Source organism: Phaeobacter porticola, assembly GCF_001888185.1.
Lineage (GTDB): Bacteria > Pseudomonadota > Alphaproteobacteria > Rhodobacterales > Rhodobacteraceae > Phaeobacter > Phaeobacter porticola.
Map to the genome: position 1 here is coordinate 15,219 of NZ_CP016364.1, position 25,801 is coordinate 41,019.

The window sequence follows — 25,801 nt, forward strand, 5'->3', positions numbered from 1 at the left end:
GAAACCACAGTGTTGTCCAAGTCAAGTACACTAACCCGGTTCATATTCCGCAAGGTTTATGAGCCATTGTTCACTTCTTATGAAGTGAGCGGGAAAGTAATGCTTTTGGTTCAGAATAAAGCCGTAGTTTCTTACCAGCTTCTGCGGCGTGGCAGGTCACTGTCTTTTTCTGGACCAGATCAAGCGCGAGAAGGGCGTTTGGTGGATGCCTTGGCAGTAAGAGGCGATGAAGGACGTGATACTCTGCGATAAGTCATGGGGAGCTGAGAATAAGCTTTGATCCATGAATTTCCGAATGGGGGAACCCACCTGACAGTTTGTTATTGTGACTCTGCAGTTTGCTATGAGAGGCCTGTCCTCAAGTAGCGAAGCGGTAGGACATCAATAATGAGCTTAATCAGGTACTTAAGACCTGAATACATAGGGTTTTAAGAGCAAACCCGGGGAACTGAAACATCTAAGTACCCGGAGGAAAGGAAATCAATATGATACTCCCCTAGTAGCGGCGAGCGAACGGGGACCAGCCGAGCCTTGAGTGTGAATAGAATGTGTTGGGAAGCACAGCCATAGTGGGTGATAGCCCCGTATATGAAGCATGATAGGACGTATTAAGTAGGGCGGGACACGTGAAATCCTGTCTGAAGATCGGAGGACCACCTTCGAAGGCTAAGTACTCCTTACTGACCGATAGCGAACCAGTACCGTGAGGGAAAGGTGAAAAGCACCCCGACGAGGGGAGTGAAACAGTACCTGAAACCGAACGCCTACAATCAGTTGGAGGCCCCTTGAGGGCTGACAGCGTACCTTTTGTATAATGGGTCATCGACTTGGTCTCACAAGCAAGCTTAAGCCGTTAGGTGTAGGCGCAGCGAAAGCGAGTCTTAATAGGGCGAATGAGTTTGTGGGATCAGACCCGAAACCGAGTGATCTAGGCATGGCCAGGTTGAAGGTGCAGTAACATGCACTGGAGGACCGAACCCACATCTGTTGAAAAAGATCGGGATGAGCTGTGCCTAGGGGTGAAAGGCCAATCAAACTCGGAGATAGCTGGTTCTCTGCGAAATCTATTTAGGTAGAGCGTCATCCGAATACCCCGGGGGGTAGAGCACTGGATGGGTAATGGGGCCCCACAGGCTTACTGATCCTAACCAAACTCCGAATACCCGGGAGTACTAGATGGCAGACACACTGCGGATGCTAACGTCCGTAGTGGAGAGGGAAACAACCCTGACCTACAGCTAAGGCCCCTAATTCATGGCTAAGTGGGAAAGCAGGTGGGATGTCCAAAACAACCAGGAGGTTGGCTTAGAAGCAGCCATCCTTTAAAGATAGCGTAACAGCTCACTGGTCTAATTAAGACGTCCTGCGGCGAAGATGTAACGGGGCTCAAGCCATGAGCCGAAGCTTAGGATGCACATAGTGCATGGTAGCAGAGCGTAGTGTGACATAGTCTCATGTCTCCTTAGTGTCCTCGGGCACATTGGAGACGCGAGGCTTTCGATGAAGCGGGCGCGTGAGCGATCCCGTGGAGAGATCACTAGCGAGAATGATGACATGAGTAGCGACAAAGAGTGTGAGAGACACTCTCGCCGAAAGTCCAAGGGTTCCTGCTTAAAGCTAATCTGAGCAGGGTAAGCCGGCCCCTAAGTCGAGGCAGAAATGCGTAGACGATGGGAACTAGGTTAATATTCCTAGGCCAGGAGGATGTGACGGATTGTGAAGGTAGTTCATCCTTATCGGATTGAATGGGCTGCTGATCAGTTCCTGGAAATAGCCCTCCATGAGACCGTACCCTAAACCGACACAGGTGGACTGGTAGAGAATACCAAGGCGCTTGAGAGAACGATGTTGAAGGAACTCGGCAAAATACCTCCGTAAGTTCGCGAGAAGGAGGCCCAGTTCCAAGGCAACTTGGAGCTGGGGGCACAAACCAGGGGGTGGCGACTGTTTATTAAAAACACAGGGCTCTGCGAAGTCGCAAGACGACGTATAGGGTCTGACGCCTGCCCGGTGCCTGAAGGTTAAAAGGAGGGGTGAGAGCTCCGAATTGAAGCCCAGGTAAACGGCGGCCGTAACTATAACGGTCCTAAGGTAGCGAAATTCCTTGTCGGGTAAGTTCCGACCTGCACGAATGGCGTAACGACTTCCCCGCTGTCTCCAACATCGACTCAGCGAAATTGAATTGCCTGTCAAGATGCAGGCTTCCCGCGGTTAGACGGAAAGACCCCGTGCACCTTTACTACAGCTTCGCACTGGTATCAGGATTGTGACGTGCAGGATAGGTGGTAGGCATCGATATCGGAACGCTAGTTCCGGTGGAGCCTCCCTTGAGATACCACCCTTCGCACTCTTGATATCTAACCGCGGTCCGTTATCCGGATCCGGGACCCTGCGTGGCGGGTAGTTTGACTGGGGCGGTCGCCTCCTAAAGCGTAACGGAGGCGCGCGAAGGTTGGCTCAGAGCGGTCGGAAATCGCTCGTTGAGTGCAATGGCAGAAGCCAGCCTGACTGCGAGACTGACAAGTCGAGCAGAGACGAAAGTCGGCCATAGTGATCCGGTGGTCCCAAGTGGGAGGGCCATCGCTCAACGGATAAAAGGTACGCCGGGGATAACAGGCTGATACTGCCCAAGAGTCCATATCGACGGCAGTGTTTGGCACCTCGATGTCGGCTCATCTCATCCTGGGGCTGGAGCAGGTCCCAAGGGTACGGCTGTTCGCCGTTTAAAGAGGTACGTGAGCTGGGTTTAGAACGTCGTGAGACAGTTCGGTCCCTATCTGCCGTGGGTGTAGGATACTTGAGAGGAGTTGCCCCTAGTACGAGAGGACCGGGGTGAACGATCCACTGGTGGACCAGTTGTTATGCCAATAGCAGTGCTGGGTAGCTATGATCGGACAGGATAACCGCTGAAGGCATCTAAGCGGGAAGCCCCCCTCAAAACAAGGTATCCCTGAGGGCCGAGGTAGACCACCTCGTCAATAGGCCGGAGATGTAAGTGCAGCAATGCATTCAGTTGACCGGTACTAATCGCCCGATAGGCTTGATCTGTTCCAGTAACAGACAGTGACACAAGAACCAAAAGCAAAACACAAAACTTGGACTTCATGTCGATTGTATCTCGACGATCTCATAATAGATCGTCGAAAAATGGATTTTTCTCGGTTTGGTGGTCATAGCGCAAGTGAAACACCCGGTCCCATCCCGAACCCGGAAGTTAAGCACTGTTGCGCCGATGGTACTGCGTCTTAAGGCGTGGGAGAGTAGGTCACCGCCAAACCTAGTAAAATCCATAACTCTAAAACGATACTACTAAAGAATACCCTTCAGACCAAATAACCCTGAAGGGGAAACGCAGTAGTGCTACCCGCAATACTGCAATAGTCCTCAACCGCAACGATCGGCGATAGGACAAACAAATGGGCTCAAATAGCGTAAGCAATAGCCCAAACAAACTGTCGCGGGATGGAGCAGCCCGGTAGCTCGTCAGGCTCATAACCTGAAGGTCGTAGGTTCAAATCCTACTCCCGCAACCAAATCTACACAGAAATAACAGATGCTTGGCCTCGCTTCGGCGGGGTTGTTCGCGTTGTGCCAAACGCACTGGAAGCACTCTGGAAGCAAATGGGGAGACGTTTGGAGCTGTGACCGAAAGGTAACGGCCCAAACCGGATCTTCAGCACGTATGCAATATGCTGCGGCGCGGCCCACCGAACCTTCCGTTCGCTGCGTGTGCAAAGCTTCGGCTTAGGTACTCTCACGCAATACAGGATGAATGGGTTAGTTTTATTGTACCAGTGGTTTCAGCTTTCGCAGGTGCCTAAAATGAGCAAACGTATGTTCCGCAAGCCCGTCAAATCCACCCGTAAGAACGGTGCTGCGGCTACAATGAGCCCGGCGATGCAAGCACCACGGAAGCAAACAGGGACACGTTTGGCACCGTAACCGAAAGGCAACGCCTGGAAGGGCGCTCCGTGCGACGCTCTTACTCATATAAAGGCGCAGAAGGGCAAACAGGGCAGGTGCTGACAAAGCGGGTCGAAGTGTCCCTGCTCTCTCCTGTAATCGGTTTGCTTTCAGTGGTGCTACTTCATACAATTTAGAGATGTTCAGATTTCTTTTTAGATCGTTTTTTAGGCCGAGCTATCGGCCTCGATCTAAGCCACACACGAAACCGGTTAGAGAAACGCTTGCCTATAAGGCAGGCCGCAGCATCGCTGCTGCTTCTGTGCAACCAAAAACGCCGGAGGCTCGTGCGCCGGAAAGGGACGATGCGTTCGATGCAACGACCTCTCACTCAGTTACGCTGCCGCGCGTACTGGAAGGGCGAGCTTACGTTACAGACGGTGATACAATTACGATCCAAAAAACCCAAGTACGCCTTTACGGGATAGACGCACCAGAACTGCATCACCCCTACGGCAAGAAGGCGAAATGGGCCATGGTGCATCTGTGTAAGGGCCATAGTATACGCGCGGAGATCACTGATGAAGACGAATATGGCCGTACAGTTGCAAAGTGCTTCTTGCCTGATGGTCGTGACCTATCCGAGGAACTAGTTAAGCAAGGCCTCGCTATCGACTGGCCAAAGTTCTCAGGTGGTAAATACAGCAAACTTGAGGTCGCTGGCATCCGCAAGAAGCTTTGGCTTGCCGACGCTCGCCAAAAAGGCCGCGTACATGTATTGGAAAAATTTGATGCGCGAAAAAATGGTGAAAGCAAAGGAAAATGAAGAACCGACCCAGAGCCGACATTCATAACACTTTCCGATTGCTGCAGTGCGGCCCGTCAAACCAGACTTCCGTCGGTCATGCGGCGTCAGATGCATAGCGTCCTGCCGATGCAAACAATCGAGGCCTACTCTATTGAAGCCAGAATAGTACATGCTCATATCAAAGCAAAGAAGTCATGGAGATAAGCGTATCAGGTAGTCAAACTTGATGACGAAGAAGCGTTGGAAATTCGCGCATACTCTCTGAAGGACTTGATTGCAGAGAAGCTATCCGACTGCTCGCGGTCAAATCGCTGATGTCAGGAAACAGCTCTTCGTTGCAGGTAGGGTGCTGACTGCGCAGATGGCAATTTTCGACTATATATGGCTTCCGAACCCCGCCCCGACGACACTCTGCCCGGGGCGAGAAAAGCCCAGTCACTTTCGAAAGGAACGCGGCTGGAACGAGCACCTGGGTCGCCACCGAAACGCGACAGGTACATTCTGGGTTGCTCTTATGATTGTAACTTTTGCATGTTGAAGGATGAATCGTGAGGCTTCTGGTCGCTTCTAGAATTTCGTTGGATTATCCGTCAGAACCGACAGCTGAAAGGTGCAAATATCGGGTATCATGGGCGTAAAAATATCAAATAGATATAGGTAGCTTAGGCTTCATGACCGATACCGCACAGCAGACCGATGCCAGAGACCAACTTCAGATTGGGGCTCATTTCTATGATCCGGTATCCAATGAACTCTTAGACCCGTCTGGAAACACGGTTCCGCTGAGGCCTCAGTCTGGCCAGGTCTTAGCAGTATTGGCCAAACAATCGGGTACAGTGATTACGAAATCTGAGCTGTTTGCTGCCGTCTGGCCGAATACAAGTGTTACGGATGACAGCCTTACACAATGCATCTCGGAAATTCGCAAATCGTTGGGGGATAGTGATCGCAAGTTGCTTCGCACCATTCCAAAACAAGGATACCTGTTGGATAGTCGATCCGTTGTACCTGCCAGCACGGCTCAGAAAACTCTGCCTCACCATATCAGCGCCGACCTGATAGAATGGGAGGTGACACGCCAGCGTACGGTGATGATCATATGTCGACCTGCGGGAGGGCCTAACGAAACCTCGCTGCATGAGGCGGTGCAATCGGTTGTACGGCTGCACCGTCCCACCGGGGCAAAAGCAATTGATGGAAACAGTGCAACGCTGACTTTTGCAACGCCAATCGAAGCAGTTCAATGCGGTCGGGCCTTGATCAGAAGTGCAGGTACGTTGGGAATGGGCGTTCTTCGCACTGCCTTCGATACTCTTGAAAGAAGCCGAATAGCTGCCTTGTCAAAATTGCTGCAAGAGTCGAACGATGGGTGGGAATATGCCACCGTTGAGGTGAGGGATCAGCTACACTTCAGTTTAGAATGCGAGTTCGAGGATCTGGGAGATCAGCATCAACTGGCTGAGGTCAATGGTATTCGCTTGTATCGTGTGCATCGATACGGATCAACATACCATCCTGCCGCGCGCACCAATCTGGACGATGTATTGCCAACGGTGGCTGTTCTACCGTTTACAACACGTAATCGCAGCGCTCATGATCCTGTTCTGGCTAATGTGTTGGTTGATGACATTATATCGGCATTATCCCAATCACCTGACCTCAACGTAATTTCACGTCTCTCAACTTTTGGAGTCCGGGCAGAAAACATGACGTTGGAGCTCTGTAAAAAGACGTTTAACGCAGAATTTCTGATGTCCGGGGTCTGCGACGACGACGGCTCACGGGTGATCGTAACTCTTGAATTGACCGATGTTTCATCTGGCAAAATTTTATGGTCAGAACGGATCTTGAAGCCGCTAGAAAGTTGGATCAACAATCTCGGTGTTATCGATGAGATTGTGATGAGCATTCGCAAAGCGATCAGCCTCAATGAAGTGCGAAAATCACGATTGCAGCCGATTACATCGTTGAAGAATTCGACGCTTCTGCTGGGCGCTGTTGCTCTCATGCATCGGTTATCCAAGTCCGATTTCCAAGCGGCGCGGGTCATGCTGGATGAGTTGATGGATCGAATTCCGGATCACCCAATAGTTTTGTCTTGGGTGGCCCGCTGGTATGTTCTTCAGGTGCAGCAGGGGTGGACGGAGACGCCTGAAAACGACGGTCAGCGTGCGCTACAGTATACGTCGCGTGCGCTCGAAATTGATCCGGAATGCGCATTGGGGCTGATTAGCGAAGGCGCTGTTTTGGTTAACCTCTTTAGAGATTTGGAGCTTGCACAAGATCGCTATGATACAGCGCTGGAAGTGAACCCGAACGATGCAAACGGACGCCTGTTGCGGGGTACACTTTATGCGTTTCAAGGACAGGGGGATCTGGCGGTTAGTGATACCGAACTGGCTATGCATCTTGCCCCACTCGACCCGCATCGATTTATGTTCCTGGCGCTTGCTGCTGGAGCGAGCCTCGCCGCTGATAACTTGCCCCGTACCATCGAACTGGCTGACGCTTCGCTTCGACTGAACCGGTCACATGCCTCTACCTTGCGGATTAAAGCCGTAGCACAATTGCGCTTAGGACGTGAGAGCGACGCGCGTAAAACTACTAGGGAACTGTTGAGAGTGCAGCCTAATCTGACTGTTGACGGATGGCTGAGGCGGTCTCCCAGCTCCTCTTATCAAGTCGGTCTACGTTTTGCGGAAACGCTGAAGGGCCTCGGGATTCCCGAGACCTAGGCGCAATCTCCAGCCGGTCCGCCGTTCTGGGGCACCATCGCGGGATGATAAGAGGTGCAACTTTATTTTGTTTCATTTATTTCATAACGCCTTAAGGTGGTAATGTCTGCACCTTGGCGCACTGGAACGTATCGGTCGTAAGTGCTGGTTTCCGGTAGGTTTTAGCGCAGCGGGGGGGGCTAAAGGTCGGTCAGTGTGAGAGCGGTGTGTTACGCGACGCCAATGGAGTGGCGCCGTTTAGGCATAATTCTTCATACGAGCGTTGCCCCGAACAATTAAAGGCCGTGAGACATCATCTGATCTCTTCCTGATCGGGTGTTTATCACTAGTACCCTATGATTTATCAAAGGAAAATTGATTTGCCCTTCAATGCTAAAGGTTCGCCCGAGAATAGTTTTAACAGCTTCAATAGTTTTAATAGTTTCAACAGCTTTAATAGCTTTGGAACCTCTGGGAATACCGTCGCAGCTGAGGCTTTGCTAACGACGCGCGATGGTATTGTCGGTGCGCCCTTAGATCTGAATCCCCACATTACTCCGGGTAGCCCCCATGATCCGCGCAATCTGGCGCGGTTGTCGGCAGATGTTCGGGCCAGCCTATATTTGTCTGAATTAGGCTCGCGGGTTGCATTTTCGGATGCCATAGATGAGACGGCAATCGCCACCCTTTGGCGGCGGGATACTCGGCCAGCGGGTCGTTCGCCTCAACCAGATAGCCTCCTAGTCCAAATCACAACCCCGACGATTGATCAGTTCAAGGAACAGATGGCCTATCTCACCGCTTATGCTGACCTGCGCAGCGATCGGGCGGCAGAGATCCTTTCGCAAACCAGCGCAATTACGCCTTTTTTGGCGTCGATTTCCTTTATGGATCCTGCAAGAACCCCCTTCACGCTGGAATTGATGTCTGCAGCACTTGGGTTCACCAACTATTGTGGCATGCGTTTGAAATACAGTATCTCTGCCAAACGCCCGATAGAATTTTCGCCACAGGTGCAACCAATAATCCCGACGCCCACTCACGGCTCTTTGCCGAGTGGCCATGCCACGGAAGCCTTCGTTACAGCACGCCTCCTATGGAAACTGCTGCGGGCCTCCAACTCGGAGCAATATCGCGAGGATGGTGTCTGGGGCGAAATGTTCATGCGTTTGGCATCCCGGATTGCCACGAACCGGACTGTCGCAGGCGTCCACTTTCCAGTTGATAGTGCGGCGGGGGCTGTGCTGGGTCTTACACTGGCAGACTATCTGCACGCGGTATGTGATCCAGAGGCAAATGAGCTGACAAGTGCATGTTTCAATGGCCCTGCGTTCAATGCTGCGGAGGATTTTGATTGGCACGCCTTGTATATGGCACGCGAAGATCGCCAGACGAAAAAGGCGGGCAAGAAACGCAGGCCCTGGGCTACCAGCGAGCGTCATCCAACGACGCCGGACATGGCTTCTCCGGTTCTGACATGGCTCTGGAAGAAGGCGCAGGCCGAGTGGCAGGATTTCTCCGTATAATTCCAATGCTTTGTCGAAATAGGAGTAAAAACCATGCCATTGCATTGGGAAACATTTCATTCGCAGGATCTGCTGTCTGACGTTGCTGACTATCGATTGTCGCGTCCGCTTATGCACACTACATCAGAGGCGTCTCAACCTTGGTGGTCCGCCCTTGTTGAGTTGCAAGATATCAGTATCCGCGAGTTTGAAGAGCGGGTGCAAAGCCGGTTCCCGGATTACTTGGTCATCCCAACTGATTATGATGCAGATGATCGTGATCGCGTCGAAGAAACGCAATTCGTTTCAATTTTTGCCCGTAAACCGCTGCTTGATGCGTTCAACCGTCACGCTGCCGAGTATTCAGTGATAGGGTTGACGCTGGGCACAACTGTTGCGGCCTCTGATCTGCCTGATGTTGATACAAATGATGATGACAGCAATCATCGTAAGATCATTGAAGTGCCCGAAGGAACGGTCATCACAGCTGTCATCGACGATGCGATTGCCTTCGCCCATAACCTGTTTCGCGATGGCCTGGTGTCGTCGCGGGTGGAATTTGCAACAATCCTGCCAACGTCTTCCGAACAGCTCTCTCAGGGGAGACCGTCGGGGCGCAGCTATAGCAAAGCCCAAATTGACGCCCTTTTGCGGGAATATACGACCAACGGTTTGTTAGATGAGCCTGCATTTTATGCAGCGGTTGGTTTGATAAATGCACGAAGTAAAGCACTCTCCGCCGTTGCCCTGCGTCGTTCTCATGGCACGCATGTGATGGCGCTGGCAGCGGGGCATTCGATGAGGGATGCCCCGAATGATCGGCCAATTATCTGCGCGCTTTTGCCATCCCGAGTGACTGAGGACTCTACCGGACAAAATACGCTGCCCAGCTTTAAGCTGGCGCTCAAGCGCCTGTGCAATCAGGCGGCGCGGTTCCGACTGCCTGACAAAAGTAAACCGCCTGTCATATTCAATTTCAGCTATGGGAATTTTGCGGGACCTCACGATGGAACCAGCGGTATTGACCGTGTGATTGACCGGTATTTCGGACCGCAAACAAAAAAGCACGATGCAGATCAAACACGCCAGATTGTGCTACCGGCGGGCAATGGTAACCTTAGTCGCATTCATGCGGGCCTGAACCTTCAGAACGCGAAAAGCAAACCCAAGGGCCCATCGTGGAAACTGGATTTTGTTGCTCAGCCGGATGACAGGACATCAAGCCATCTCCAGATGTGGATGCCATACCACGCAACCAATCCGCCACCCCGGTTTGTGGGGGTGCGTGTCACTGTGCCATCTGGCCCCACGAGCAAGACAGTTTATGTGTCCGGTAATACCGGACAGCGGCTGGTTGATGAGCAAGGCCAGGAGGTCGCACGCCTGACGTATCGGTTCGACGGGGGTCATACACGTCGAGGGGTTATGATCTTCAGCGTCAATCCCACTGCGCATCAATCTGCTATCGATTTGGCGCGTGCCGGCCGTTGGCGGATCAATATTACGTCTTGCGATATGGGCAGCAGTGACGACGTTCAAATCTGGATAGAGCGTGACGAAACCTTGCCCGGTTTTCTGCCCGGTGGTCGGCAAGGGTATTTTGACAACGCCGACTATGTCTATTTTAACGCGCTTGGCGCGCCACTCCCGGTGGATCCGGCGGGAACAACTAGCTCAATCCACCGTGCTGGCACATTGAGCGGTTATGCCTGCGGGAAAACACCTATGGTGGTTGCCGGCTTCACCCAAAGTAACCGCTTGCTGTCAGACTATTCCGCCGCAGGGCCGATTACGCCTTCTCGTGGAAAGAAAAAGGCCAATCGACTGGGACCGGATGCGGCGGCACTTGCGGATAACAGTCCGGTCTTGACCGGCGTATTGAGCGCGGGATCCAACAGCGGCAGCCTGACGCGCATGGGCGGCACCAGTGTCGCCGCACCCCGGGTAGCGCGCCTGGCGGTTCAAATGACCTCAGAAGGGGTTGAAACTGACCGCAATTGGCTATGGTCTTTGGCGGAGGCCGAAGATCCCAACAATAAGGCGGCTATAACCCGTACAGGTGGTGGCCAGGTTGATATTCCAGTGGATTTTGTTTTGCCTGAAAAAGGCTGAGCGACATTGCCCAGCTGGGGCAATGATCACGAGCTTCAGGTCAGTCTGCGGTCATGCTCTTTAGCTTGGTCATCAGGGCTTTCGCACTTTCCTTGTCAATTCCCACAAGGGTCGAAAACTCGTCCGTTTCTGTCTGTGAAACCATATGATTCAGGCAGTTGGCCAAAGCCATGCACTCTGTTGCCGTCAGCGTATCTGGAGATTGGTCAGGCATTGCGTTTTCCTTGTTAAATCTGCCGCCCTCCGCAGACCGGAGAGGCGGCATGGATTTAGGGCTGAACTCAACTTAAGTTGTCGTAGTAGGTCTTACCGGTCAATGGACGAAAAGCGGTGCCGCAGTCGTTGGCATTATCATTCGTAATGATGACTGTACCGGTGGGCGTATGCCAGTACGCATAGCGACTGTTAGCCAGCGCCTTGGACTCCGTCGGCGCGTTCATAATCCCCAGAAGGAATGTCGCGAATTCATCTGCATTGGCAATCGTGGGATCGGGAAATGCCAAGCCATCGATTACCTTTCCATGTACGAATTCGGCTGAGTGTTTCGTATAAGCGTGGCCATGTGCAATGGCTGCTGAATACTCGGTATTATTGGTAGCTGTGCAGGCAGCGTGAGCAAAGGCAGGCAGGGAAACCAACAGCACGAGGACCGCAGCTAATCTTTTAAGAAGTGTCATGTCTAAATTCCTTGTTCGCCAGAGATTTGAAGGATGTCGCCATGCGGCGAAGTGTTTTTGCCGGGGCCTAAAAAGGTCCCGCAACAAGTCGTTATTGGCGGTGGACTGTGAACGTGCCGTCCGACTGATAGTCCACGTTGCAGGTAGAGTAGCCGTTCGTAAAATCGCAGAGCGCAGCACCCGTGGCCGAAAACGAAATGGATGATCCGACGGGATGATCGCCTGTCTTCACGTAGAATTTCGGTTTTGGCGCGCAGAATATGTGATTGACCGGTAACGGGGTGACGTAGCTGGACAAAACGACCTGCGTGTTTTTTATCTTTATCCCATTGCCGCAGTAGAGCTTCAAACCACCAGTGGGTGTGTAGCTTGGTATCTCGATACCAAAGCTCCCTTCAGAGATGCCTGATGTGTAGGTCGGCTTTGACAAGCCAAGAGAGCCGACCGTCAACTGAGTATTATTTGGCACCTGCTTAGTCTGGTCCTGTGGCGTCAGAGCAATTGGCCAACTGGCAACAACAGATGTTTGCGAAGCGCTTGCAAACGGTTGTGGCTTCACAAGCATCGCAAATTTGGCTTGATTGCTAAATGCTGCCACATGAGGTTGTCGGGCAAACTGGAACTGAAGCGTGGACCCAGATGATTTGTAGGGGAGGACTGCTCCCGTAGCTAAGCTGGCCGATGACGACTGAAGTACACTTCCTGAACTCTTGTAATCTGCAGGGTGCTGAAATGCATAGAACTGCATTTTATTCTGAGACAGGTTCCTGATTACTATGGTCAGCGTATGCGGCATGAGAGCAGTCCATTCTGCGGCGCAGCCTGAGCTGCTCCGAAGTTCTACTAAGCAGAGAGGTAGACTGACCTAGGTTCGGCTGGTGATGTTCCAATCCCCGTTAGCTGCCAGCTCCACGTCAATCACAGTGTAGCCCCCGGTGAAGTCACACAGCGCGGATGTTTTTGACGCGGCGGTGAAATCCATCACGGTGCCAGGTGTGTAGGTGCCGGTTGCAACATAGTATTTCAGGATCGGCTCACAATCAGTGTGGGACTGCGGATTTGCCTGAACAAAGTTTGACAAAACGATCCCGCCATTCGCCGACACCGCAGAGCCGACGTTGTAGAAGGGCGGCGAAGAGAAGCTGGGTGTGTTGATGCGGAACGCGCCAGCCTGTACGCCGGTCTCGTTTGTCGGAGTGGACAGGCCAAGTGCCGGGCTGACAGTGGCGGTTGTGGAGTCATTGGCGCTGCCACCGCCGGCAGGCGCGAGGTCGATCGGACGGCTCGCAGACGAATAGCCCGAGGATTGGCCAACAGTGGGTGCCGAATGAGCCTCTTGAATGCCAGCGTAATACTGGAGATCAACCTGAAAAGTCAGAATTGAGCCAGCCGTGCCATAGTTCGCTAAGTTCTCTGCAAAAAGGCTGTTCGAATAAACTTTCGCACCACCGGTATAGGTTGCAGGTTCCTGGAAAAAGAAAAAGCCTTGGGTCGCAGGCTCCAAGTTTTTTACGTTGATTGTCAAAAGGGTAGACATGAGAAATTCCTTGCTTTGATGAGTGGCAGCAGGCCCTGACTTTGCAAGCCTTGCCCAATCATCATCGGGTCGCTGAGGCCAGATGTCCTGAAACTGGTGCTGAAATTTTCTGAAATTTCCAGAAGGTCATGTCTAGGTTTTGATCAGCTTCACCCACATGGGCCATCTCTGAAAAGTATAATGCGGATGATTTGGTGGAGATCACCACCTGTCCGCAGGCCCGGCCATAATCAGCGGACTAGGATCAAAACGCGGTGCCTGCTGACGTGCTCCCCTGAAAAGTCTGCAGTTTGAAGTTAGCCTGTTCTCCAAACGAGGAGACAGACGATGCGGAAGAGCCGATTCAGCGAAGAACAGATCATTGGCATCCTTAAGGAGCACCAAACGGGACGGGTCCAATGACCCTTCATGGGAGTGCAGCGATGGAGATGGCTCGCTCACTTGTTACGGCGAGCGTGCCGTTTTGGGTCGCGGCGATTTACCCGCCAACGATACCGGAAATTAGTGGGCAATCATTCCGGCTGCGATTTCTGTCCCACTCAACTCTGCGAGAAAGTAGGTTGGCCAGTTGGTGACTTCTGTCAGCAACTCAGCACGGTCATCGCCCCAATAAAGGTGATAGTGATCAACTTTGGTTGGTATGATTTCATGGTCGCTGAACTGAATGAACTGGGGCGCGGTGGCATCGCCTCCAGACTTTTCAAAGATGAAGCGCACACCCTGGTTTCCAGAGGCATAGGTTAGAATTTCATATCCGTCGTTCGCATACTGACCTTGAACGGGCTGGCCGTTTCGAAAGAATGTCACGCGGGAACCGTCGATTAATATGCGCTCCACATCGGTTTTGTAGCCCGCCTCATAATACGCACGGTATTCTTTGGCGGTCTTCTTCCCGTTGTTCGCTTTATGCTCCATGACGGCGTCCAAAGTGCCGTCTTGCAAAAGCGGGTAGGCAGATTGCCAGTCTCCGGCCCAGTCAGACAGGTTACGGGTTTGAATGTCTGCGTCGTCCACGAGGACGGGCGCGCTCGCCTGATGGCTATGGCTATGGCTATGGTTGTGGGTCGTGGCCGAATTCGACGTTGTTTGCGCTATGGTCTGCGTTGAAATTGCGACCAACGCAGCAATTGCGATGATGTCAGATCGGTTGAGGATTGCGTGTAGCATAAATTGTCTCCAGCGGTCTCTGAATTTTTTATATGTTATGTTACAACATAACATTTAGGTATTAGACTGATCACGTATGTTTGGCAAGGCGTGCCGGTGCCTTCCCGACGAGTTTAAATTTGATCACTTACAGTCAGCTGAACGCAGCCCGCTGGATGTGAAAAATCAATGTCTACAAAGATCCGTGTTGTGGGTCTCCATGACCTTGCAGGGCAGCACAGTGGAGCGGTTGCTGTGCAGGTTTTAAGCAATCAATTTGGTGAGCCTAAACCACTGTTTATGTGCGCCAAACATGATCGCTATACTGAGCGTCGGGCGCCGAATGTGGGCACGCGTTGCTTTATGAGCCTCGTGGGGGCTCTCTCCGCAGGTCGATCAATTTAGCTGTGTACTCAGCATAATCCTGACAATCGCTCGACCATTCTCTCGCGGTTTCGGGATGCAACGCCATCGTGTCGAACACATCTGCGCGCATTGACCCGTCCACATTGTGGATCTGTCCGGTATTTGTGTCGCCCCGTAGTCTATATTTGGGCCAGTTTCCATCGGAGAGTGACGGGGTTTTCCATCCGGGTATGAGCCGCGACATCGTCGGCCATAGACATCTTTGATGTGGTCGAAGCCTGCGAGCTCTCGTGTCCTATTGGCCTTAATACCCTGTGTGCTTGTCGAGGAGTCATGCTGGACAAGAAAGACTGTCCACAATTGTCATGCTGCGCGCAAGCGGCTGAGATCGCGTCGTCTCAGAGACTGCCGGGCCAGGTTCCCGTAGGTGCTGCGTACGCGGGCGCGACCGAGTTCGCCCGTCAGGCCATGCGCTGTTGCCAGCTCGGGAAACAGCGTCAGTAGTTCAAGCATATCGTTGATCGACAATCCACGGATCGCCTCAGGTCCTGGCCAGAAGGTTTCGGTGGCGATGCCTTCGGCAAAGATCACCTCGTGCTGTTCAGTCATCAAATGCACATATGTGACAGGCGTTGTTGTGGTCACCTGCTGGACAAAGCTTTGATCCACCTCGGCTAATAGTCTGGAGGACACAAAGCTCTCTTCAAATGGCCGCTCGGGCATCAATCCGCGATCGTTCACAATCAGACGATGCTGCGGGGACAGCAACATGGGACGTTCCGGGGACAACAGACCTCCGGGGCGCAGGCAATAGGGGCGCAGCTGGGGGCGCTTTTCCAGATCCGCTACGCTCAGGGAACGCTTGCCTACCCATATCACTGGTTGAAACCCGTTGTCCGCGGTTTGAAGCAGATCCCCGACCCGAATCTGACCGGCTGGGACAGCGCCCCGGCGCGTGGCCAAGAGGACATCTGGGGTGAAACACGGGATACCCGCCGCATAAAGCTGATCATGAGTGGCCATCTGTGCGGGGGTGACCCCCTGAAGAACCAGTTGTTCACCTCCGGGGAAGGTCAACAATGCATTGCCAGAGCCATCATCAGTCACCGTGACATCACTGGTCCGCACTGCGCCATCGACACCGCTGCCGCCGACCAGATCTGAGACATCCAGCTGGTCATTGTAGAACCCGTTGCTATCATCATCCATGAGATCAAAATCAGCGACGGTATCGGTGCCCCCGGCATCAGATAGGATCAGTTGATCATCCCCGGCGCCACCAGTGATGGAATCGTCCCCCGCACCAAAGCTGATCGTATCGTCGCCAGCGCCCGCATCTATATCAACCCCGGCATTGTCAGCCGAAGCATCGACCACATCTGCCTGATCGGTCAGGGTCAGTCGTTCAATCTCACTGAAGGTGACGGTGTCTGCGCCATCGGTAATCTGGCCGGCCTCAAATCCGGTATATGTGACCGTGACGCTGCTGGTGACTGTCGACATGTCGATGTGGTCGGAATCATTTCCGGCCTCACCGCCCGATATAGTGTCGTTGCCAAAGCCATCCGACATCTGAAAGGTGTCGGCATCCGCTTCGCCATACATCTTGTCATCGCCGGCGCCGCCGACCAGAAGGTCGTCATCATTGCCGCCGTACATGGTATCGGCACCATCGCCACCTTCCAGCGTGTCGTTGCCGTCGGTGGCGACAATGCTGTCATCACCAGTGCCGCCGACAAGGCTGTCATCGCCCGCCGAGTTGCGCAGGGTGTCGTTGCCGGCCCCACCAATCAGCGTGTCATTGCCAAGCCCGGTGGTCAGACTGTCGTCGCCGTCGCCGCCGTCAATATAATCGTCACCATCGCCACCTGCAATGGTATCGGCCCCGAGGCCACCCATCAGGGTATCGTTGCCGACCCCGCCATCCATGACATCGTTGCCATCGCCCCCGTCCAGGCTGTCGTTGCCCGTTTCGCCGTACATCAGGTCGTTGTCGGCGCCACCCAGCAGCAGGTCATCGTCATTGCCGCCGTACATCGTGTCGTCGCCATCGCCGCCTTCCAGCGTGTCAAAGCCGTCTGTCGCCACAATACTGTCGTTGCCGACCCCGCCGACCATACTGTCATCGCCGGCAGAGTTGTTCAGCGTGTCATTGCCCTCACCGCCGAGAAGCGTGTCGTTGCCAATACCGGTTGAAAGCTGGTCGTCACCTTCGCCCCCTTCGATGTAGTCGTCGCCGTCACCGCCAGAGAGGGTATCACCACCGCTGCCACCCATCAGGGTATCGGCACCCACACCACCCTCTATGACGTCATCGCCGTCACCCCCGTCCAGGCTATCGTCGCCCTCTTCCCCTAGCAGCGAGTCGTTCCCGCCCTGACCGTAAACGACATCATTGCCCTCGCCGCCCATGACAGTATCATCGCCCTGCTCGATAATTGTGGTCACCGGATCGTCCAGAACATCACCAGACAGGGTGAAACCAGCCAGGCCCGCACGGGTTTGTAAGGTGAACTCAATTGACGATCTGTCCTCGAATGAGGCGGAGAACCAGGAATCCTGGTCGGTGTAGTCGTTAAACTCGGAACCGGTCGCTTTGACCACATTTCCATTTACGTCCGTCGTCAGCGAGGAATCGGAGGAAACACCGAAAGATGTGAAGCTGTTGCCATCAATGATCACCGCCTCGGCGTCACCGGAATAGCTGTTGTCGTCGATGTCATTGAAGGTCGCTGTGGAGTCTAGAAAGACGGCTTCGCCCGTTGCCGGGTCAAAGAACTCAAGCCGAAATTTGGCCTGATCCCCTGACTGATCCCCATCCAACAGGATTTCGGCGCCTGCGTCATAGCCGAAAGTAACAGACATGTTGGCATTGGATTTCTCGACCAGAACCAATTTGCCGGAAATGCTGGTGCCGTCCTCAAGTGTGGCGACATTGCTGAACACCGCGTAGTTGCCGGCGGAGCCGTAGGCGCCATCATGGGAAACCGACTGCATGTTGTTGATGTCCAATGTCAGAGGTGACGCTTGCACACCCTGGTCGAACCCATCCCCCATATCGCCATAAACGATGTCATCCCCATCGCCTGCCGAAATGATATCGTCGCCCTCTTCACCCGCAACGGTATCGTCGCCTTCGCCGGCGTCCATGGTATCGTCACCCTTGGTGCCACCCATTTTATCCTTACCCTTACCACCTTTCAGGGTCGCGAGGAGATCTTCGAGCCAACTTGGACGGGGCATGATAGTATTGATCCTTAACTAAGTTTCACAGCAGCACACACAATGTCAGGCGTCATCGCAGGGCCAAAGCGAAGGCAGGCCCGAAGAACAGCAATATCAATGTATGCTTTCTGCGATAAGAAACCGTAAATTAGGACGCTGCTCCAAATTTCTTAGGTGGTGGCTGACCAATGAAAATCTGGCACAGTCCGTGCCAGACCACTTAGCGCGCTGACCGACCTGTTTATCCTGCGTGGCGTGCCTGTTTACATTCGCTGGGACAACGGCCCAGAATTTATCGCCGAGGCCGTCAGAGACTGATCAAAGCTGTGGGAGCAAAGACCGCGTATATCGAGCCAGGATCGCCTTGGGAGAACGGATTTTGCGAAAGCTTCAACGGGCGCATGCGCGACGAACTGCTGAACGGGGACGTTTTCTATTCCCTGCGAGAGGCTCAAATCATCATCGAAGGCTTGAGAAGGCCCTACAACACCAAGCGACCACACAGTGCCCTGGGCTACCGCCCACCTGCGCCCGAGGCCGTCATCCCGATGGACCAGAGGCCAACCATGCACTAACTTTCAAATTGGACCACTCAAGTGGGGCCGCTCAAAGTGCTTAAAGTAGAAGAGTCTTGAAGCAGCCATTTAGGTTCAGCGCAGAGAATGGCCGCAGTGAGCCCAGACTGTACCTTGTTTTTTTCGCCGCGTGCCCTTGCAGCGCAGATTTCGCTGCAAGGGCGTAGAATTCCGTGCCGCATTGTAGAGGTAAATGTGGCCGTTCACTGCAGATGAGAATGGCCTGACTTGCCCCGCTGGATCCTGATACTTCAGCCTGAAGCCCCGCTGGTTTCAACCTGCCTGGCCCACCACCCTGCGCGCTGCCTCCAGGCCGTCGCTGCCAGTCATCGAACAGCAAACGCTGGCAAGGGTACGCGGTTGCTCATAGGGCCAGGGCATACCGCGATGCAGCGTTGCCCTTTGGTCCCACATGAGAACATCGCCAACCTGCCACTGGTGCGAATAGACAAACTGCGGCTGCGTGCAGAAGGCGATCAGTTCATCCACCAGCGCGTCGCCTTCCGCCGGGCTGAGCCCTTCCACCTCAAATACATGCGATGCGATGTACAGCGCCTCCTGCCCGTTGACGGGATTTGCCCAAACCGCAGGCCACCTTTGCGCGGGCCATTTGTTGAACATGGGAAGATTGGCCAGTTCCATCGAAATCCGCTCTCGCGACCGGCGGTAGTTGTGCCCCAAAATCCGCCCTTTGATCCGCTGTCTGAGATCCTCGGGCATCGCAGCCCAGGCTGCGCGGGTGGAGGCCAGCTCCGTCTGGCCGCCCTCTGTTGTCACAACTTTGGCTGCCAGGACGTTGCACAGCGAAGGAACCGGCATGAAGGTGGAATCGATATGCCATTGCTGGTTTGCTTGCAGATGCAGGGTGTGCAGATCCATTTCCCCGGTGACGCCCGCGTCCGTTTCATTGGATACCAGCGACACCTCCGGCGCCGCACCCGGCTGCCGTTCATCCTTTTTCCGGTCCTCAATGGGGCCGAACAACTGTGCCAGGCGCAGGTGATCTTCCGGCGGCAGCGACTGGTTGCGGAACAGCAGCGCAGAGTGATCTTCGAAAAGCTTCCGCAGTTCCGGGTAATCTTTCTCGGCTGAGATCTTGGACAGGTTGAAGTTATGAACGGCAACGCCAAAGCTGCCTGTCAGAGGGCTGATTTCGAATAAGGCTGACATTGCTTTCTCCCGTATGTCATCTCTTAACTGCATCCTAAGAAGGAGAAGAAGCAAATAAACTTGCTAAATCTTCATGCCACTCATAGCTTTTCCTTATGCAAGGCCGTTTTCGCCGTACCCAGCATCTGCTCAATGCGCTTCCTGTTCTGGAGGCATCCGTGCGGCTTGGCAGCTTCACGAAGGCCGGCGAGCATCTGGGCCTCAGCCAGCCTGCCGTCAGCCGCCATATAGCCAATTTGGAGGATCAGCTGAGTGTGAAGCTCTTTGCCCGGAATCACAACAAGCTGACGGTGACCAGACAAGGCCGGGATCTGGCGAATGCGGTGGACCTGGGCCTGTCTCATATCGATGCGGCCATCCGCAAAACCGCCGGAACCGCCGGTGCTGGTGGGTTGCGCCTGGCCTGCACGCAAAGCTTTGCCAACTGCTGGCTGCTGCCCCGGTTTTCCAGTTTGAGGCAGGCGATGGGTGATGTGCAGGTGCATCTTGCGGTGTCCCATTGGCTGGATGACATCGACCCTGACAGTGTGGACATGATCGCCCACTGGCGGCCGCAGGGCTGGGCCGGATGGCCGCGAAGGCAGCTATTTGAGGAGGTGACATTTCCGGTGTGTTCCCAGGAATACCTGGATCGCAATCCTGCGCTCCAGAACGCCTCGGAGGATCCATCAGTTTTGATCCGACCGGATCTTTTGCACTATGAGGAACGTGCAATGGAGTTCGCAGGCTGGCCGGAATGGTTTGCCGCCTCCGGCATCGGCTACACCGCTCTGGATCAGGTGTTCCGCTACCCCAGCTACCAGTTCATGTTGCAGGCGGCGGCAGATGGTGCTGGGGTCGCATTGGCCTGGCAGCACCTGGCTGCAGACAAGGTTGCTTCCGGCGAGCTGGTGCAAATCGGGCGGGACCTTCACCGGAACGGTGCTGGCTACTTTCTGGAATACCGGGACACAGGAAGCACTGCGCGTTTTCAGCAGAGGCTGCTGGACTGGTTCGTCGCCGAGGCAGGCAGGTGATCGGACTTAGCCGTTGCCGCTGAATAAGAGCAAAACCAACCGCGAAGGAACACTTTCGGCAAGGTCGGTTTTGGGCTCCGAGCTGCCCAATGCCCGTGCAGCAATCCAATCAAAGAAGCGCATCTGATAGCGGTTACGTGCCGTCAGCCAGGCGGTTGTTGCTTCCGTGAGGTCATTTAAGGGTCTTGAGGTACCCGATTAGATCGGTGATCTGTTCTTCCTTTTTCAAGCCGGGAAAGGCCATTTTAGTGCCAGGAAGGTGTTTCTTGGGCGCGGCCAGGAATCCGGCCAACTGTTCTTCATCCCAGGCGTATCCGGCCTCCTGCATCGCACCGGAATACTTGTAGCCCTCTACCGATCCGGCCGGACGGCCGACAATCCCGAACATCGTTGGGCCGACCTTCTTTTTCCCTTCTTCCACCGAGTGGCAGGCGGCGCATTTTTTGAACACCTTTTCGCCAGCGGCTGCGTCGCCTTCAGCGGCAGCAGTTTGAAAACAGCCCATGATCATTGAAGCGGCCAATAGAATTTTCTTCACTGGGGTAATCCTTTTAGGTTGAGTGGTTGATCGGATTTTGAAGCGGGCTTCTGCCCCTCTGCGGCTGGAGGAGGCGCAGGGACAGTGTTCCGGCCCAAACAAGACAGACTGTTTTAAGGATTTCAGCAGCCACGTAGACTATGTGAAGCGAGCTTTCTTCCACCTGAGCACCTGCGATGATTGCGAGGGTGCGGGTGTCCAGCAGCGGCAGGAGCCAAAGCCGCTGAAAGGCAAAAACTGCCGCTGCCGCCAGCAGAGGCCAAGATGGCCACCGTCGTGCCGCCGTCAGCAGGAGCAGGATGGCCAGCAAGCAGATGGCCTCCGCTACGCCGATCCAGAGAAACTGCATCCGCCCCACTTCCAACGCCACAGGAAGTGACAGGGAGGACGCCTGGAACTTCGCCGGTGCGGCGATCAGATTTCCGGAAACAGCTGCCCCTGCCCAAAACATTGTGGTGGCAGCTGCGGCTTGGCTCGCCGCAGTTCCCGCACTTGAGCGCACGTGCGAAGCTGAACAAGGATGTGCGCGGGTCAGTGCCTCCATCAGCCTGCCTCCCTCTGGTCCTGCCCGTCCTGCAAACCGTTTGCTGCTGCAGTCCGCACATTTGGCCTCGAGGCCGCGCGCCAATATCCGTATCCCATGATGCCAGCGCCTGCGAACGCGTTGCCAAGTGTGACATAGGCCAGATTATGTGCTGCTCCCGCCAAAGAGACGGTATCAGGGTGATCAGACAGTAGCGCCAACGAAAATACGGTCATATTGGCGACACTGTGCTCGAAGCCGGCTGCGATGAAGGCATAGAGGCACCAGAAGATGACGATGCATTTGGTCACGTCATCCTTGGCCCTGGCCGAGCACCACAGGGCCAGGCACACCAGCCAGTTGCACAGCACCGCCTTGGCAAGCAGCTGCAGGCCGGTCCCGTGCATCTTCTTTGCGGCCACTTTGTAAAGCAGCGCCTCTTCGCCTGCCCCCAGGATCAGTCCGCCGCCGCCCGCCACAAAGAGCAGTGCCAGCAAAAGCGCCCCAGTCAGGTTGCCTGCCCAGCTCACCGCCCAGCAGCGCAAAAGATCGCCCAGGCTGCTCTGCCCGGTCAGCAGGCCGTGCGTCATGTACATGGTGTGGCCGGTGAACAGCTCGGCCCCCGCAAAAACCACCAGCGTCAGTGCAATGCCGAAGCTTGCGCCCATCACAATGGGCCGGATAGCGCCCTCCACCCCCTGACCCACAGAGAATATCAGCAGGATGCCCGCACCCACAAAAGCGCCCGCTTTTAAGGCGAGGATCAGGAAGGCCAGAGGATCGTCCCGCAGGCTGGCGCTTTTGTTTTGCGCCACCTGGGCAAAACCCAGAACAGTTTCAGCATAAGTCATCTTGTTTCAAACTCCGCATTTGGCGCATCCTGAACTGCTCAGCGGCAGCCAGCGCGGATTTCCGAATAAAACCGGGATGGCCCAAAGGCAGGCCAGAGCCGCGGCGAGATAGAGGAAGGCAAAGCCCAGATCCTGCTGGGCAGAGACCAGGTAGGAGTTGCAGATCCGAACCGGCGCATGGGTGTACAGAAACCCAAGCACTCCCAGCATCGACAGCGCGTTGGCCTTAATAAACCCGCGCAGGATTGGGCCTAGCCAGGGCCAAGACAGCCGCAGGGGTATTCCCAGCAGCAGCGGTAGGGTGATGTATTTAGCGGCCTCCCCACCCGGAGACAGCGCCCAGTCCACATTGCGTGGCAGCATCCAGAACAGAAAAACGGTCAGTGCTGCCAGCAACAGAGGCACGGCCCATCCGCGCGGTGCTTTCAGGTTCCAGGCCGACATAAAGCCCGCCAGCGCAAGCAAAGGCATCTGCACCAGAACATGCTGAACCGGGCTGGCCACCGCCGCATCCCGCAGCGCAACCGCTTCGGCAAAGGCAAGCAGGGCCAGGCAGATCATCCTCATGGCTGCTCCCCGTTCACATGTGCCAGCACAGCCTCCACTGCGTCGGTATCGTAGACAGCGGAGAAGCGGCCATCGCCGGTGATCACATGGATCGCTGCATTATGCTGGTAGCCGCCCCATTCATCCGGGATGACCGTCACATCAAACAGTTCCAACAGATCCGGCAGGTCCTTCTGCCTGGGCCGCGCAACGGTCCACATGGCGCCGTCAGCTTCATGCGCATCGCCGTAGATGGCCATCTGCTCCGGTGTGTCGCGCTCAGGATCGAAACTGACAGATAGCAGCCGGACCTTCAGCCCCCGCGCCTGCAGGCGGTCGCGGATCTCGGCAAAGTCCGCGGCGGCAATCTGGCAGATGTCGCCGCAGACCGTGTATATGAACTCAACCAGCACCACCTCATCCGGCTGCGGCAGCAGCGGCACCGGCCGGCTGGCCATATCCTCCAGCTGCACGTCCGGCACCGCACGGGGGGCGCGCAGCACATCCAGCCGCCGCGCCGCCTCGCTGGTGAAGGCCTGCGCTCCGTCGGTGGCCTGCCACAGGACCCCGCCGCCAATCACGGCGGCGAGAACGGAAGGGAGCGCGCGGGCCAGCATCAGCTCTCGCTCCGGCCCAAGCGCGCAACAAAGCGCAGGACAAAGATCAGCGTGCCCAGCACCACCAGCACGCTGAACAGGGTGCCGATGCGGTCATGGGTGAGCCATTCCTCGTAATGCACGGCCCAGCGGCGCGGGATTGAGGCGGCACCGGAGAACAGGAACACAGTCACGAAACCAGCTGCACCCGCCAGGTAGGTTATAAAGGCTGCGCGGTCCAAACCGCCCATCTGCGAGATGGTCCTGCCGCGCACCAGCCAGGCCATGAAGCCAAAGGCCATCGCAACCTCACCCAGCAGCAGATAAGTGTGGAAGTGGCCCGGCACCCACATGGTGTTGTGCATCACCTTGTTGACGCTGATCATCCCGTCGATTGATGCCGGGATCGACCCCACCGACCAGCCGGCCACCGACAGAACCAGCAGCGAGGAGGCCAGGTCCCAAGTCATCTTGGATCCGCGCACATAGAGGAAGGTGGAAAAGGCCGTCACCGCAATCAGAGGAATGCCGCTGAAGTAGGAAACCAGCTGCCCCACCACCAGCATCCAGGGCGGCATTACCACATCCTGCAGCAGGTGGTGCCAGTAGACCGCCATCACGAAGATCAGCACCGCGTTCCAGGCGATCGCGAACACCCGGTTCGATTTCCAAGGGCGACCGGTGTATTCAGGCAGGATCTCGTAGACTGCGGTCACCGCCATGTAGATCGAGGCGTTGATGAAGACATGGCCGAAGAAATAGATCAGATTCTTGGCCAAAAGCGCATCGACCTCAAACCCCGGCACCAAGAGATGCACCAGGCTGGCCACCAGAACTGCCGCACCCAGGATAATACCGATCGAGTTGAAGATGGTGACGGCTGCCGCTGCAACAATGGTGGGTGGCGGCGGGTTGCTGTCCTCGCGGCCCAGAATAAGGTTCCAGCCAAGTGCCCGAACCAGACTGCCATATCGCGCATGGATCTGGCGCCCCAGCTCAAGATAGTAGAGCAGGAAACCGACACCGATCGACACATAACCCAGCATGAAGGCCGCGGCAGCCCCAGCCTCCCACGCGCCGCCGGACAGGGCGGGAAGCGGGAACAGGAAGGTCCAGGCACCGCCAAATCCGCCGACGAAGATCGCGCCCAGGATCAGCACAACACCCAGCAGAAACAGGCCGAGAAAGGCCCAGAAGATACCGGCGGTCAGTACGACGTAACGACCGCAAAAATACCACATGACGGCCGCGCCCGAGAGCGCTGCAGTGCCGACCATGCCAGCGCCATGCGCAGTCAGGATTTGATAAAACAGCGCCGGATCAAGCTCGATCCACTGGCCCTGGGCTGCGCGCATGATCAGACCAAAGACCATCATCAGCGCAAAGACTGCGCCGGACAAGATCATGGTGAGCTTGACCGCTCCGGCTTGGGGTTCAGCCGCAACAGGCCCGGCGGCGATTGGTTCAGATGCAGTGCTCATTTATTCCTCCACCGCTACAACTTCGAATTCATTGACCATGTCGTGGTGGGCCACCCCGCAGAACTCCATGCACAGGAGCTGGTAGCTGCCCGGTTCGGCGAACGTATAGGTGACCTTGGTTGTGTAACCGGGAATCGCTTGGACCTGGGTCAGCAGCGTCAGCTCACTGTCATAGATACCCATGCCGTGGGTGACGTCCTCGGTCGTGACGTTGAAGTTGACCGGCGTTCCAGCCGGGATCTCCGTGGTGTCGATATCCCACCACCACTGACCGCCGCTGACGTTCACTTCCAGCGCATCGCCGGTACTGGCCAACGCGTGCGGCCAGCTGCGCAGAGAGCCTACGGACACGATTACACCGAGAACCACCATCGCCCAAATCAGGCCGGTGCGTTTGCTGTTGGCATTTGGCCCGGGGGCTTCGCCCTCCGAAGCCTTGGATGCCATGTAGAAGACCGCTGACAGCAATGCCATCAGGATCAGGGAGATCAAAAGAACAACTGGCTGCATGT

Annotated in this window: 19 protein-coding genes, 1 tRNA gene, 2 rRNA genes and 1 pseudogene; 9 read left to right on the forward strand and 14 right to left on the reverse strand. The window is 55.2% G+C overall.

The features are described 5' to 3' along the window. Positions 1 to 177: 177 nt before the first annotated feature. The 7 genes from PhaeoP97_RS00070 to PhaeoP97_RS00100 all read left to right on the forward strand — a co-directional run bounded on the left by PhaeoP97_RS00070 (position 178) and on the right by PhaeoP97_RS00100 (position 11,042). Positions 178 to 3,048: ribosomal RNA gene (locus PhaeoP97_RS00070) — 23S ribosomal RNA — on the forward strand. 114 nt (positions 3,049 to 3,162) lie between these two features. Further along, positions 3,163 to 3,277: ribosomal RNA gene (gene rrf, locus PhaeoP97_RS00075) — 5S ribosomal RNA — on the forward strand. A 179-nt stretch (positions 3,278 to 3,456) separates the two neighbouring features. Beyond that, positions 3,457 to 3,533 (forward strand) — tRNA-Met (locus PhaeoP97_RS00080). A 569-nt stretch (positions 3,534 to 4,102) separates the two neighbouring features. Next, entirely contained in the window at positions 4,103 to 4,729 is a 627-nt protein-coding gene (locus PhaeoP97_RS20580) for a thermonuclease family protein (RefSeq protein WP_237028961.1), read from the forward strand. 653 nt (positions 4,730 to 5,382) lie between these two features. Next, on the forward strand, positions 5,383 to 7,446 hold the full coding sequence (locus PhaeoP97_RS00090) for a winged helix-turn-helix domain-containing tetratricopeptide repeat protein (protein ID WP_072503332.1): 2,064 nt from the start codon (positions 5,383 to 5,385) through the stop codon (positions 7,444 to 7,446). Between the two features lie 359 nt (positions 7,447 to 7,805). Beyond that, on the forward strand, positions 7,806 to 8,951 hold the full coding sequence (locus PhaeoP97_RS20475; protein WP_157891215.1) for a phosphatase PAP2 family protein: 1,146 nt from the start codon (positions 7,806 to 7,808) through the stop codon (positions 8,949 to 8,951). Positions 8,952 to 8,984: 33 nt separating this feature from the next. Further along, a complete protein-coding gene (locus tag PhaeoP97_RS00100; protein WP_072503334.1) occupies positions 8,985 to 11,042 on the forward strand; it encodes a S8/S53 family peptidase in 2,058 nt (685 codons plus the stop codon). A gap of 40 nt (positions 11,043 to 11,082) precedes the next feature. Here the strand turns inward: PhaeoP97_RS00100 and PhaeoP97_RS20245 are convergent, their stop codons facing one another. The 6 genes from PhaeoP97_RS20245 to PhaeoP97_RS00125 all read right to left on the reverse strand — a co-directional run bounded on the left by PhaeoP97_RS20245 (position 11,083) and on the right by PhaeoP97_RS00125 (position 18,011). Then, the gene (locus PhaeoP97_RS20245) at positions 11,083 to 11,256 is read right to left on the reverse strand and encodes a hypothetical protein (protein ID WP_157891216.1); all 174 of its coding nucleotides are present in this window, start codon (positions 11,254 to 11,256) and stop codon (positions 11,083 to 11,085) included. Positions 11,257 to 11,323: 67 nt separating this feature from the next. Next, complete coding sequence (locus PhaeoP97_RS00105; protein WP_072503335.1) at positions 11,324 to 11,719, reverse strand: hypothetical protein; 396 nt, start codon at positions 11,717 to 11,719, stop codon at positions 11,324 to 11,326. A 91-nt stretch (positions 11,720 to 11,810) separates the two neighbouring features. Continuing rightward, positions 11,811 to 12,515, reverse strand: a complete 705-nt coding sequence (locus PhaeoP97_RS00110; RefSeq protein ID WP_072503336.1) for a hypothetical protein — start codon at positions 12,513 to 12,515, stop codon at positions 11,811 to 11,813. Positions 12,516 to 12,584: 69 nt separating this feature from the next. After that, positions 12,585 to 13,256, reverse strand: coding sequence for a hypothetical protein (locus PhaeoP97_RS00115; protein ID WP_072503337.1), 672 nt, complete (start codon positions 13,254 to 13,256; stop codon positions 12,585 to 12,587). A gap of 501 nt (positions 13,257 to 13,757) precedes the next feature. Further along, complete coding sequence (locus PhaeoP97_RS00120) at positions 13,758 to 14,423, reverse strand: metal-binding protein ZinT (protein WP_072503338.1); 666 nt, start codon at positions 14,421 to 14,423, stop codon at positions 13,758 to 13,760. A 708-nt stretch (positions 14,424 to 15,131) separates the two neighbouring features. Then, positions 15,132 to 18,011 (reverse strand): Hint domain-containing protein, encoded by a 2,880-nt coding sequence (locus PhaeoP97_RS00125; protein WP_072503339.1) that lies wholly within the window; start codon positions 18,009 to 18,011, stop codon positions 15,132 to 15,134. Between the two features lie 201 nt (positions 18,012 to 18,212). Between PhaeoP97_RS00125 and PhaeoP97_RS00130 the strand changes: the two are divergent. Then, positions 18,213 to 18,568, forward strand: a pseudogene (locus PhaeoP97_RS00130) (integrase core domain-containing protein); the annotation flags it as partial. A gap of 273 nt (positions 18,569 to 18,841) precedes the next feature. Here PhaeoP97_RS00130 and PhaeoP97_RS00135 read toward each other — a convergent pair. Next, positions 18,842 to 19,738 (reverse strand): TauD/TfdA dioxygenase family protein, encoded by an 897-nt coding sequence (locus PhaeoP97_RS00135; protein WP_072503340.1) that lies wholly within the window; start codon positions 19,736 to 19,738, stop codon positions 18,842 to 18,844. Between the two features lie 95 nt (positions 19,739 to 19,833). Between PhaeoP97_RS00135 and PhaeoP97_RS00140 the strand changes: the two genes are divergently transcribed. Continuing rightward, positions 19,834 to 20,754 (forward strand): LysR substrate-binding domain-containing protein, encoded by a 921-nt coding sequence (locus PhaeoP97_RS00140; RefSeq protein ID WP_072503341.1) that lies wholly within the window; start codon positions 19,834 to 19,836, stop codon positions 20,752 to 20,754. A 172-nt stretch (positions 20,755 to 20,926) separates the two neighbouring features. On the opposite strand, the gene PhaeoP97_RS00145 is transcribed toward PhaeoP97_RS00140, so the two are convergent. The 7 genes from PhaeoP97_RS00145 to PhaeoP97_RS00175 are packed head-to-tail and all read right to left on the reverse strand — an operon-like array spanning position 20,927 to position 25,799. After that, a complete protein-coding gene (locus PhaeoP97_RS00145) occupies positions 20,927 to 21,292 on the reverse strand; it encodes a c-type cytochrome (RefSeq protein ID WP_072503342.1) in 366 nt (121 codons plus the stop codon). A 13-nt stretch (positions 21,293 to 21,305) separates the two neighbouring features. Continuing rightward, the gene (locus PhaeoP97_RS00150; protein WP_157891217.1) at positions 21,306 to 21,836 is read right to left on the reverse strand and encodes a hypothetical protein; all 531 of its coding nucleotides are present in this window, start codon (positions 21,834 to 21,836) and stop codon (positions 21,306 to 21,308) included. Then, entirely contained in the window at positions 21,836 to 22,666 is an 831-nt protein-coding gene (locus tag PhaeoP97_RS00155; RefSeq protein WP_072503344.1) for a formate/nitrite transporter family protein, read from the reverse strand. The genes PhaeoP97_RS00150 and PhaeoP97_RS00155 overlap by 1 nt, the downstream gene beginning before the upstream one ends. A 6-nt stretch (positions 22,667 to 22,672) precedes the next feature. Then, positions 22,673 to 23,233, reverse strand: coding sequence for a hypothetical protein (locus PhaeoP97_RS00160; protein ID WP_072503345.1), 561 nt, complete (start codon positions 23,231 to 23,233; stop codon positions 22,673 to 22,675). Further along, positions 23,230 to 23,829, reverse strand: a complete 600-nt coding sequence (locus PhaeoP97_RS00165) for an SCO family protein (protein ID WP_072503346.1) — start codon at positions 23,827 to 23,829, stop codon at positions 23,230 to 23,232. The genes PhaeoP97_RS00160 and PhaeoP97_RS00165 overlap by 4 nt, the downstream gene beginning before the upstream one ends. Continuing rightward, complete coding sequence (locus PhaeoP97_RS00170) at positions 23,829 to 25,289, reverse strand: cbb3-type cytochrome c oxidase subunit I (protein WP_072503347.1); 1,461 nt, start codon at positions 25,287 to 25,289, stop codon at positions 23,829 to 23,831. Before PhaeoP97_RS00170 ends, PhaeoP97_RS00165 begins: the two co-directional genes overlap by 1 nt. Further along, positions 25,290 to 25,799, reverse strand: a complete 510-nt coding sequence (locus PhaeoP97_RS00175) for a cupredoxin domain-containing protein (protein WP_072503348.1) — start codon at positions 25,797 to 25,799, stop codon at positions 25,290 to 25,292. Positions 25,800 to 25,801: the final 2 nt, after the last annotated feature.